At 47.8% G+C, this 12,039-nt stretch carries 9 protein-coding genes and 1 tRNA gene; 1 reads left to right on the plus strand and 9 read right to left on the minus strand.

All coding sequences use genetic code 11. The features are described 5' to 3' along the window. Nucleotides 1-52: 52 nt before the first annotated feature. The 7 genes from CALK_RS05505 to bamA all read right to left on the minus strand — a co-directional run bounded on the left by CALK_RS05505 (nt 53) and on the right by bamA (nt 7,365). Nucleotides 53-1,243 (minus strand): cation:proton antiporter, encoded by a 1,191-nt coding sequence (locus CALK_RS05505; protein WP_081698015.1) that lies wholly within the window; start codon nt 1,241-1,243, stop codon nt 53-55. Between the two features lie 15 nt (nt 1,244-1,258). Next, nucleotides 1,259-1,335: transfer RNA gene (locus CALK_RS05510), tRNA-Pro, on the minus strand. A 44-nt stretch (nt 1,336-1,379) separates the two neighbouring features. Then, on the minus strand, nt 1,380-2,174 hold the full coding sequence (lpxA, locus tag CALK_RS05515; RefSeq protein WP_022636677.1) for an acyl-ACP--UDP-N-acetylglucosamine O-acyltransferase: 795 nt from the start codon (nt 2,172-2,174) through the stop codon (nt 1,380-1,382). A 1-nt stretch (nt 2,175) separates the two neighbouring features. After that, nucleotides 2,176-3,534 (minus strand): bifunctional UDP-3-O-[3-hydroxymyristoyl] N-acetylglucosamine deacetylase/3-hydroxyacyl-ACP dehydratase, encoded by a 1,359-nt coding sequence (locus CALK_RS05520; RefSeq protein ID WP_022636678.1) that lies wholly within the window; start codon nt 3,532-3,534, stop codon nt 2,176-2,178. Next, nucleotides 3,531-4,562, minus strand: a complete 1,032-nt coding sequence (gene lpxD, locus CALK_RS05525; RefSeq protein ID WP_022636679.1) for a UDP-3-O-(3-hydroxymyristoyl)glucosamine N-acyltransferase — start codon at nt 4,560-4,562, stop codon at nt 3,531-3,533. Before lpxD ends, CALK_RS05520 begins: the two co-directional genes overlap by 4 nt. Before the next feature lie 7 nt (nt 4,563-4,569). Further along, on the minus strand, nt 4,570-5,082 hold the full coding sequence (locus CALK_RS05530; RefSeq protein ID WP_022636680.1) for an OmpH/Skp family outer membrane protein: 513 nt from the start codon (nt 5,080-5,082) through the stop codon (nt 4,570-4,572). Between the two features lie 18 nt (nt 5,083-5,100). Then, nucleotides 5,101-7,365 carry an outer membrane protein assembly factor BamA gene (bamA, locus tag CALK_RS05535; RefSeq protein ID WP_022636681.1) on the minus strand — a complete coding sequence of 755 codons (2,265 nt, stop codon included), beginning with the start codon at nt 7,363-7,365 and terminating at the stop codon, nt 5,101-5,103. Nucleotides 7,366-7,580: 215 nt separating this feature from the next. On the opposite strand from bamA, the gene CALK_RS05540 reads away from it, so the two are divergent. Next, entirely contained in the window at nt 7,581-9,845 is a 2,265-nt protein-coding gene (locus tag CALK_RS05540) for a penicillin-binding protein 1A (protein WP_022636682.1), read from the plus strand. Here the strand turns inward: CALK_RS05540 and CALK_RS12125 are convergent. Both CALK_RS12125 and CALK_RS05550 read right to left on the minus strand, forming a co-directional pair. Continuing rightward, entirely contained in the window at nt 9,842-10,588 is a 747-nt protein-coding gene (locus CALK_RS12125; RefSeq protein WP_022636683.1) for a type III pantothenate kinase, read from the minus strand. The two genes, CALK_RS05540 and CALK_RS12125, sit on opposite strands and share 4 nt — an antisense overlap. Further along, a complete protein-coding gene (locus CALK_RS05550; protein WP_022636684.1) occupies nt 10,585-12,039 on the minus strand; it encodes a sugar transferase in 1,455 nt (484 codons plus the stop codon). Before CALK_RS05550 ends, CALK_RS12125 begins: the two co-directional genes overlap by 4 nt.

Here is a 12,039-nt window from a genome sequence, read left to right on the forward strand (position 1 = left end):
CCCCGTCGAATGTGAAGGTAGGGTGAGCCGTGAAGTCGGGGAGGGGTAGAAGTTAGGATTCGTCCGTAAGCAGATAGGTGCTGCCAAGTCGTATGCCAATAAGGCCAACGGGGGCAGTGATGAGAATAGAAATTACCGCAAGAGCGAGTATAATATCCCCTTCAGGCAGCCCATGAGACAGGGCTACTCCTCCAAGAGCTGCTTGAACCGTTGCCTTTGGAATGTAGGCACAAACGCAAAAGAGGCGCTCTTTCTTGGTTAAGTGCCGTGAAGGGATGGTGGATATCCAGACACCGATACTGCGAACAGACACACCAATGAGGATAATCAGCACTCCGCGCGGGCCTGCATAGAGTGCTGCGGAAAGATCGAGGGAAAAACCGATGAGTACAAACAGAATAATCTCGGCAAAGACCCAGATCTTGGAGAGTTTTTCTGCAATACGAGCGGCGATATCTGAATTTTTTTCCAGGATAATAAACCCGGCAGTCATAATAGCAAGAAGGGATGCGATGTGTATGATTTCACCAAGAGAGATAAGAAAGAAGGCTCCTACTAAAAGAAGTAAGACCTTCTCAGTATCGCGAACTTTCTCAGGATGTTTTGAAAAGTAATAAATAGAGACTCTACCAACAAAGGCTCCTGCGACCACGGCGGTAACCAAGGCGAGGGGCGTCATAAGAGCTATTTCCTGTGGGGAAAAGGCCTCTCCTGTCAAACCATGCAGGAGAAGTGAAAAGAGGGTGATTGCCAATACATCGTCAATGGATGCCCCCGCAAGAATAAGGCTTGGGATATCTTTCTTATTTCCCCGATTTCGGGCAGTGAGATCAAGCATGGCCGGTACAATAACTGCTGGAGAAACTGCTGTGAGCATGGTGGCCGTAAGCAGGGCCGTAAGCAGGGAGAAGCTCAGGAGGGAGTGCAGGGCAAGGGTGAGCACAATGGTTTCGAGGGTTGCCGGCAGAAAGCTCATCAGCAGAGCGCTTGTGCCGTTTTTCCGAAGGCTCTCTTTTTTTATTCCTAAGCCTGCGCGGAGAAGAATAATGGTGAGAGCAAAAGATTTGAGTGAGGGTTCAACTTCCCAAAGAAGCGGGCTTGCGTAATTTCCAATAGTAAGGGAAGCGAAAATGCCAAAGATAAGCATACCCAAAATACTGGGAAGCTTAAGACGATCGAAAAATAATCCAAAAAAATATCCACCACAGATGAGGAGAAAGAGTGTCGTGTTGAGATCCATCATGGTTCCTCATAATCATGGTCGGGAAGACAGGATTTGAACCTGCGACATCTTGGTCCCAAACCAAGCGCGCTACCAAACTGCGCTACTTCCCGACTTGTTGTGCCATAATATATATATTCGTTATTCTGAAAGGCAATTATTTTTTAAATTGAAGAAGCCCCCGGGTGCTTTTCTCAATAAAAGAAAGCAGTGTCTCCACATGGGCTTCATGGGGCCACCGTTCTTGGAGAAGGGCAACTGCCGCATCACGGGTGTGACCTTTGCGAAGAAGAATTGTAATGGCTGATTTAATAGTACGACGCTCTTCCGCTGTAAACCCGCGGCGCTTCAGTCCCACACTGTTAATTCCGTAGATGAAAGCCGAAAGGGTATCTCCGGCAACGAGAGCAAAGGGAACCACATCCATGGTGACATATTTATTTGCCCCAATAAAAGCATGGGAGCCGATCTGCGTAAATTGGTGTACCGAAACATTTCCTCCACAGATGACGTGATCGCCCACCCGTACATGTCCAGCAAGGGCTAAGCCATTGGAAGCAATAAAATGGTTTCCAATAATACAGTCATGACCTACATGGCAATAAGCCAAAAGCGCGCAGTCACTACCAATAATTGTGCGACCCCGGTTGGCTTCTGTTCCCTTATTAATGGTACAGAACTCACGGATCATAGTACGGTCACCGATGGTCAGAGAGCAGGCTTCCCCCGCATATTTTAAATCCTGCGCAAGGGTGCCCACGGAGGCATGGTTGTATATCTGACAACCTTGGCCAATTGTGGTATCACTGCCAATGTATGCGCTTGCTCCAATTTTTGTATCACTGCCAATGGAGACATTTTCTTCTATAATAGCAAAGGGGCCGACAGTGACGTTCTCCCCAAGGGTTACATTTTTTGCAATAATAGCACGTGGATCAATGGTTGTGCTCATACTACTCCTTGGTGATCATGCAGCGGAGTTCTGCTTGACAGGCGATTTTATCGCCGATGTACGCTTTTCCCTTCGCAGAAAGGATATTTCGTGCCATCTTCTCTTTCGATACTTTTAAAACGAGTTTATCGCCAGGGCGAACAGGGTTGCGCCATTTCACTTTATCAACACCGAGAAAGAGCATCTGCGCATTACCCGTATCAGCATCATCACCGTAGAGAGCCATAAGGCCGGCTGCTTGGGCAAGAGCTTCAATTTGGAGCACCCCCGGCATAATGGGATTATCAGGAAAATGGCCTTGGAAAAATTGCTCATTAAAGGAGACATTTTTATAGGCGACAATACTCTCTCCGGGAGTGATCTCGTCGACACCATCTACGAGCAGGAAGGGATAGCGATGGGGGAGGAGTTGAAGAATATCCTTGTACTCGATCTTTGACATGTTCTGTTCCTTTTTATTAAAATGTTCACGTATTTTTTTTGCTAATTCATGGTTTGCCGCATGGCCGGATCGTGCCCCGAGAATATGCCCCTTAAGAGGCTTGCCAAGGAGATAGAGATCGCCCACTAAGTCGAGGGCTTTGTGGCGACAGAGTTCGTTTTCAAAGCGAAGCTCCGTATTGTTTACAAACCCGTTTGTACCCGGACGGATTGTTTCATCCTGCTGCATAAGCTGTTCCAGACGATGGGCATCCTCGGTGGAGAAGGACTTGTCTTGAACCACCACGGCACTGTTGATACTGGCACCCTTGATAAGACCCTTTTCCCGGAGATGCTCAATTTCAGAAAGAAAGCAGAATGTTCGGGCCGGGGCAAAATCGGTCTCAAAATCTTCGAGATTAAATATGGTAGTGTGTTGTGCCCCGATGGCGGGATTATCGAAATCCATCATAAGGGAGAGATGAAACTGGTCCGCAGGAAATACGGAGAGCGCGGTGTTGCCATTGGAATAGAGCCACATAGGTTCACTGATAACAATGTACTCCTGCTCTTTTTCCTGTTCACAGACGCCCAGCTCTTTTACAAGGGAGAAAAAGGGTTGCGCCGATCCATCCATGAGGGGGATCTCTTCAGCATTTACCTCCACACGGAGGTTTGAAATACCAAAGGCAGCCAGGGTTGCCATGAGATGTTCAATGGTGTGAACAACAGCACTGCCAATGCCAATAGCCGTTCCGCGCGCATTGCCGACAATAAAATTGATATCTGCAGGTATTTCGGTTTTATCGGGTAAATCGACCCGTACAAAGCGAATGCCGTAGTCTTCGGGAGCCGGAACAAGGGTAACTGTTGACTCTGCACCCGTATGGAGGCCAATCCCACTGAGAGATCCTGTTTTTTGCACTGTTTTCTGCTTCATTTTTGGAGAAGCTCCTTTAGGTGTTCGATTTCAGATTTGAGTCGTCGAAGTTCCTTGAGGGCGTCGGGGAGTTTTCGTTCTGCTGCATCTACTCTTCGACGTTCCAGCAGAGGAATTGCGGGAATTCCCGTAACTTTTGCTTCTGATTCAACCGACCCCGGAATCCCGGCTTTGGCCCCAATAAAAGCTTTGTCACCAATGGAGATATGTCCAGCAAAGCCTGCCTGTCCCCCGATCATAACCTGTCGACCAACCTTTGTAGATCCAGCAAAGCCAACTTGGGAAGCAATGCCGCATGATTCTCCGATCTCAACATTGTGTGCTACTTGGACGAGATTATCAATGCGTGCCCCCGCTTTAATACAGGTGTCTTCAAAATTTCCTCGGTCAACCGTTGTGTTTGCCCCTATTTCGACATCGTCTTCAATGACTACGGTGCCGAAGCAGGGGATACGAGTAAAGCTTCCTTCATGAAAGGCATTGGCAAATCCTTCGCTGCCAATGACAGCTCCCGATGAAAGAATCACCCGTGCGCCAATACGGCAGTGAGAACGGACAATCGCACCGGAGTGAAAGATACACTCTTCCCCGATTTCTACGTGCGGTTCGATAATAACCCCCGCATCAATTCGGGTTCCTACTCCGATACGGGTGTGGGCTCCAAGGCAGCAGCCCGGTCCAATAGTAACAGAATCACCAATCTTTGCCGTGGGATCGATGTAGGCGTGGGGAGAGATTCCTGCCCCAAAGGGCGGGCTTTGATCTTCAAACAACTGCGCTACCACTGCATAGGCCCAATAGGGGTCTTTCACAAAGATGTTATGTTTTCCCGGTATGGGCCATGCTTCTTTTGTTATTACCGCACAGGCGGGCGATGCTGCTGCATCTGCACGATGCTTTGGTTTTGAGAGAAAGGTGATACTGGTTTCGTCAGCCGTATCGAAGGAAGCAATACGGGATATTGAAATGGAAGGGAGAGGCCCTTCCATTGTTCCATCAATCGCCGCTACAATTCGAGAAAGCTCCATGGGTGCCTTAATTGCCTGCATTAAGGATAGAAATGATTTTGTCGGTAATGTCGTACGACGGATCACCATAAATGAGGCCAACAGTGCTGTCGAAAATGAAATCGTATGCATCTTCTTCAGAAATTTGCTGTACCGCCTTATTTATTTCTTCCATAATGGGTTCCATGAGCTCTTCATTTTTTTGCGCAATAGAGCCGGTTTGACCAAAGTGTTGTTGGAGAAACTCCTGATATTCAGCATACTTCTGTTGAAGGGTTGTCATCATTTCCTGTTGGCGTTCTTCACTCAACATGAGTTGCTGCTGCTCAAGCTGCTGCTGGAGCTCTTGCATTTCCTGCTGCATCTCTGTTGCTTCTCGCTCTTTCTGAGCACTAAAGCTTTGCAGCTCCTGTTTTGCATCTTGTACCATGCCGGTTTCTCTAATAATCCGATCAGAATTAATGTAGCCCATTCGGGGGCTTCCAGCCAAAGCAAGGGTTGCTGCAAGGGCGATACAGAGTACTACTGCGTATTTTTTCATCATACCTCCAGGGGGTTATTAAAAATCTTTGTTCATAATAAAGTGGCTGGTCCAGTCTCCGGGACCGTCTTTTTCAAAGCCAAAGGCGTTTTTATCATTGAGTGGTACGGCAAAGTCAAAGCCAATGAGCCCAACCATGGGAAGCATAAGGCGAAAGCCAAAGCCCGTACCCATATAGAAATCGTTTCCAAACTCGTCGAGGTCGGAAAAACTGTTTCCACCGTCAATAAACCCGGCAACATAAAAAGTTTGGTCTACAATGGGAAATGATATTTGCCCTGACATGGTAGCCATGGCCAGGTTCTCCTGGAAGTCAGACTCACTGTATCCGCGGATTACCCCGTCATAATAGACTCCTCCAACACGGAAAAGATCGTTATGCCCCAAGTCGGGAGTAGAGCCATAGAGGGGGTTTATGGTTCCTACTTTTCCTGATGTCCCCAGGGTAAATTTCCAGAAAAGGGGCATGTACCACTCATAGTCAAAGGTGGTTTTGAGGTAGTTGTAGTCGCCACCAAGACCGCCGAGAAAGGCAGAAACACCGAAGGCTGATCCCTGAGTAGGGAAGGTGGGGCGGTCTTTGTCATCACGGCCAAGACGGAGAAAAAGTCGGCTTAAGGTTCCCTCTGATACGATATTCACCCCAAGGCGATCTTCTGTGAGGGTATAATCCCGATTGTAGCGGTCGTGACCAATGAGATATCGAAAGGAACCACTCCAGTAATCATCAGGCCAGGTGAGGCGTCGTCCAAGGCCAGATTCTGCCGCAATCCGTTCATAATTATACATTTGGAATCGTTCACTTGCATAGTCCGCTTTTTCCCAATAGACACGTCCAGTGAAGTTGATAGGACGGTCGAAGATCCAAGGGCGTTGAAATCCACCGGAAACAAGAACCCGTTCCTGGAGGCGTTGAAACTCCACGTCCAACTGTTCACCGGCGCCACGAAAATTGGGAATTGAAACGGAGGCGTTTCCACCGAATCCACCATCGCCACTGTAGGTTACCCCGGCAGAAAACTGGCCGAGATTATCCTTTTCAATGACCTTGAATTCGATATCAACGATGTTCGACTCTTCACTGCGAGGGATAATATCAGGACGAATATCTTTAAAATATTGTAGTTGATGGAGTTCCCGAATTGAACGCTGGATTGCAGACTGGCTGTATACTTCACCGGGGTAGATACGCAGATTGCGGCGGATGACCTGCTCTCTGGTTTTAGAGTTACCCGTGATGCGAACCTTTCCAACCACGGCAGGCTGGCCTTCACGAAAGGAGTAGATTACATCAATTGTATCATCACGATACACCAATTCCGGCTGTATCTGGGCGTAGAGATATCCATCGTTTCGATACATATCACCTACTTGCATGGTTGATTTCTCAAACTCTTCTTGCGAAAATGCATCGCCCTGAGAGAGTGCGACGGCACGGGCCAGCTGCTCGTCTTCAAAGACGGTATTTCCATCGAAAAAGAAATTACCCGCATAATAGCGTGGGCCTTCGTCCACGGTAATGGTGATAACCAAGGCATTTTCATCGTCGGGGGTTGTTATTTCATACTCAGAAATGCGCGCGTCAAGATAACCACGATTTTGATAATAGGTAACCACCTCCTGCAGGTCATCCTGAAAGTCTTCTTCCTTGAAGGTCCCGCGTGAGAATATATGGCGCCGTTTTGTTTCTTGTAAGCGTCGTCGCAGCCGACGGTTTCTAAAGACTTCGTTGCCCTCAAAGATAATGTCATCTACGTACACACGCTCCCCTTCATCAATACGAATGATAACAATGGCGTAGCCGTCAACGGAGGATTCCTGCAGGTCAAAGTCGATTTCTGCGTTGTTGAAACCTCGTTCAGCGTACATATTTTGAAGGATTCGCTTGTTTTCGTGAAGAAGCTGATCAGTAAGGAGTACCCCGCGAGATATGGTAATGCTGTCTCGGATCTGCCGTGTGGAAAACTCGTCGTTGCCTTCTATTTCGAAGATGTCGCAGTACAGATTGGGTTCCAGGGTAATACGAAGATCAACGCCCTCATCCCCCTCTTCGGGCGTGACAGAGACATCGCGAAACATATCAGTATTGTAAAGGGTTCGGATAATTTGTGCAGTTACTGCTCGCGTGAATTGGTCTCCCTCTGAAACAGGAAGGTTTTGTTGTATGCGCGCGGTTTCTTCTGAAGATACACCTTCAATGGTAATTGAACGAATAAGGGGTTCCGCAGAGAGGGTTGTACAGAGGGCCAGCATACACAGGAGGGCAATAGTGAGTTTGTTCATAGGGTCTCCGAATAGCTCCAGTCTCTCATAAACGAGGAAAGTACGAAAATAATTTAATGATACACTGGTGAGTTAGATTTCTCCGGTATTTTTATTACCAGGCAATATACATTTTAGGAAGGGTATATTGGGAAAATAGGAATTCAAAAAGCAAAAGAGGATGTCTTGAATTATTTTAAATGTGTACGAATTTTTTTGCAAAGGTTAGTTACTTCATGACGAGCGAATCTCCCTTAACTTTCACCTCAAACAAAAAGGCACCTCCTACGGATCGTGCGGCCGTTAAAGACAGAACGGTTCTATGGATTGGCGGTGCTGCGGCGATACTCTTTTTCCTTGTTCTCGGGGGGGCTTCAGCGTGGTTCTTTTACACATCCGTGGCAGAAACCCTTCCTGAGCCGGAGCAATTGTCAAATATTAGTCCCTCCCTTGTTACATCGGTGTATGACTCAGAGGGAGAGGTGGTGCATGAGTTTAGTATTGAGCGTCGATTCTGGATGCCCCTCGATTCCTTTCCTGAGCACTTGGTGCAGGCCGTTATTGCCATTGAGGATGCGCGTTTTTACGAGCACTGGGGAATTGACATTCGACGCATCGTCGGTGCAGCCATGGCAAATGTTGTTCAGCGGGGATATTCGCAGGGGGCTTCAACCCTCACGCAACAACTGGCGCGAAATGCTTTTTTAACCCATGATAAGCGGATTATGCGGAAAATCCGGGAGATTTTAACGGCCATCGATTTGGAGCGATATTATATAAAAGATGAAATTCTCGAGCTCTATCTCAATATGGTATACATGGGGGCAGGGGTTTATGGGATGGAGGCCGCCAGTCAGCAGTATTTTAGTAAATCCGTGTATGATTTGAGTCTTCATGAATCGGCCTTGCTTGCCGCGGCTGTTCAGCGCCCCGAAGCGTTTCGCCCTGATCGTGATGCCAATCATACCCGAGGGTTTAACAGGCGGAACACTGTTCTGGCAGCCATGGCGCGTAATGGCTTTATCTCAGAGGAGGATTTTCATCATTATCGGGAACAACCCATTGAGGCAACGCCGGCGCAGCGCACCTCGGCACAGGCTCCCTATTTTGTTGAAGAGGTTCGTCGGCAGGTGTTACGTATGTTTGGTGAAGATCGGTTATATCATCAAGGTTTATCCATATATACTACCTTGGATACAGAGGCGCAAGCCGTGGCCGAAGAGGCCGTTACAGCTCATCTAGATACCTTGCAGCGTATTCCCAACAGGCTCTTTATTACGGAGAATCGTGCATGGGAAATGATTGGTGTATCGCGCGACTCCCTCTTTGATAATTTCTCCCAGCTCTACGATGAACATCGAGATACCTTTGAGGCATTGCATGACTCATTAAAGCTTCGACAATTACAAACGTCCGTGGTAACTCTTGATAATAGCTCCGGTGCGGTTCGTGTGTTAATCGGTGGGCGGGACTTCTCCGAGAGCCGCTATAATCGTGCCATGCAGGGCGGTCGCCAACCCGGCTCAGCCTTTAAGCCCTTCGTGTACACCGCTGCCTTAAAGCAGGGATATACCCCGGCGACACAAATTATTGATAAACCTGTCACCATTGAAACCTCCGAAGGGGAGTGGCGTCCGGTCAATTTTGACCGGCGGTTTCACGGCGAAGTTTCCCTTGAGTATGCTGTACGGCGTTCCCTGAATCTTGTCGTGATAGAGGTGCTCCTGGATATTGGTGCCACAGATGTTATTTCTCTTGCCCGACGAATGGGTATTTCTGGACACTTGCCTGCAGTTCCTGCTCTTGCAATTGGTGCTGGTAATGTGAGCAACCTCGAATTAACAAGGGCATACAGCGTGTTTCCAAATCAGGGTACGCTTCGTCAAACCTATCTCATCGATTCTATTGTTGATAATCACGGACGAGTGATCTTTCGTAATGACCTTGAGGAACAGGAGGTTCTCTCTCCAGATGTTGCAACGGTAATGACAAAAATGCTTGAAAAGGTTGTCTCTGAGGGGACTGCCGGTGCTGTTCGTCGTGAGGGGTTTCGTCATCCCACTGCGGGAAAGACAGGGACCAGCAATAACTATTCTGATGCTTGGTTTGTGGGGTATACACCCCGTTACACAACCGGAGTGTGGGTAGGGGCCGATCAGCGTAGAACCATGGGGCGGGGTATTACGGGGTCCCGCGGTGCAATTCCTATTTGGACACCCCTTATGCAAAGTCTTCACGATGAGGCATCCCGTGAGGAGTTTCCTCTCACCGATGAGGTTGTAGAGCATCGTGTTTGCGAGGATACGGGAGAGTTGGCTACATCCCATTGTCCCCGACGGTATACTACGCATTTTCTGCGGAGTAATGTTCCGGATCGCTGTACAGAGCATGGGGTAGAGCAACGCCGTGACACCTCAAATGTGATCGACTATTTTGGTACCCCCCCAGATTCGCGTGACCGTGATGAAGAGGAGGATCCTTCATCACAGATGCTCTTTTAGAGGCGGGGGGTAATAGTTCTACAATAGGCTGCGATACCCTGAAGCACCAAGTGCGGTATGTACTGGACGGAGATACTCATATATGGTGCCACGGTGTCCCAGCTTCCTCCCGTTGCGATAATACGTGGTGATTGAACAAAAGAAGCAAGGTGGGATACGCACTTTTCAATGCCGCCACAAGTGTCCAGAAGGATACCTCCGGAAAGGGCTTCTCTGGTATTCTGAGGGATTGTTGGCGAAAGAAAAAGCCCTCTTGACTCCAGTGCTGTAGCAAGACGGGGGGTTTTCTGACACAATCCATCTCTCTTTGCGGTAATACCGGGGAGTATAAAACCCCCGCAAAAGACATTGGTATCTTTGAGAAGGTCTATGGTGATGGCGGTTCCGGCGTCTATAATAATACAGTTTTCTTGTGGATAGTGGTATAATGCCCCAAGAGCGCCAAGGGCACGATCTATACCAAGCTCTCCCGGTGCATACGCCGAGCTGAGGGGTATCTTCTGTGCTTGACAAAGTATGACTGTCGTGCTGAACCTTGAAAAGAGGGCTGCGGTGTGCTCAGGGGCACGTACAGAGCTCAGGCAAAGGGGGAGCCCCCTCTGCTCTTCTCCTAAGATACGGGGTAGATCGTCCGGGCATAGGGGGTGTTGTATACTCCAAACACTTTCCGGTGTGTGGGTACTTCCCCTAAAGAGACCTACTTTGATGCAGCTATTACCCTCATCAACAGCAAGAAATCTCACTTTGCTCCTTTTCCGGTGAAGACCACAAGAATTGTTTGAATTATAATTTTTATATCGAGAAGGAGGGACATGTTTTCAAAGTAGTAGAGGTCATACATCACCTTGGTCTTCACATCCTCTATGGTTTCATCATATTTATGTTTTACCTGTGCCCAACCGGTGATTCCCGGCTTCATTTTAAGTCGCTTCACATACCACGGAATTTCTTTTCGAAGTTTATCTATGAAGAACTGTCGTTCTGGTCGTGGCCCGACAAAACTCATTTCTCCCTTCAGTACATTGATAAGCTGGGGTATTTCATCAAGGCGAGTTTTTCGCATAAATCGCCCAAAGGGGGTAATGCGTGGATCATTGTCCGTTGCCCACTGTGGGCCGCTTCGTGCTTCAGCATCAACGTACATGGAGCGAAATTTCATCATAATAAAGGGTTTGCCGTTTTGTCCAATCCGTTCTTGTTTATATACGGCGGGACCAGGGTCGGTGATTTTTACCATGGCAGCAACAAGGCCCCAGAGAGGGGCAAAGGGAACAAGAATGGTGAGAGATATGACAATGTCAAAGAGACGTTTGATTTGCGCTTGCCATCCGGGCATGTGGTCTTGGAGGAGTACTATCAAGGGAACACCGGCGATATCATGGGTTTTGAGGTGGCCGGAAATGACATCCATGAGAGATGGTGCAAGGTAGATGGTGAGCTTTTCGTCCCAACAGTATTTTAAGATATTGAGGATATCCCGCGCAGAGTTGGTCATATGTGAAATAATCAAACCGTTTATTTGATATTTTTCAGTTATTTCAGGAATGTCAGCGCTTTTGCCCAGGATTGGGTAGCCGTAATGCTTTCCCTTTTGAGTGTCATCAATAAACCCGATAAAGGTATATCCCAGTTCGGGGTGTTGTTCGATTTCCCGAATGAGCTTGAGAGATGATTTGTTTGCCCCGGTAATCACAATGTTTTGTGTGGCAATACCTTTTTTGAAAAGCCAACCATAGATACTGTGCATAATAAAACGAATACCCGTTGCGGCAAGCAGTAGGGTAATTGCATAGGTGACGAGGAGGTGGCCACGCAGTTGTTCAATAAAATGGGTGACGCGGGTAATTCGATCAACCTCTTCGTTTTGTGCTAAGGTGATAAGCTGGTCGCTGAACAGCATAATGAAAAGCAGGAATATGCCGATACAAATGGTTCGTGCCACCACAAAGAATTCATCTAAGCGCGATTCTTTGTACCAGTCCCGATACAACCCGTTGAAAAAATAGAGTATTAGCCATGCCATGGTTGATACAAAGGCCAAGGAGGGGGTAAAAAAGTCAAGTATCGTATCTACGTATCCCGGGCTAAATAAGGAGATCTCCTGACGTAAGGAGTAGGTTATGATTAAGGCAACATTAATTGCAAGAATATCAAAGAGAAGAGTTGTTATTTTTTCGATCAGTCGATGGCCCAT

The sequence above is a fragment of the Chitinivibrio alkaliphilus ACht1 genome (assembly GCF_000474745.1).
Classification (GTDB): domain Bacteria; phylum Fibrobacterota; class Chitinivibrionia; order Chitinivibrionales; family Chitinivibrionaceae; genus Chitinivibrio; species Chitinivibrio alkaliphilus.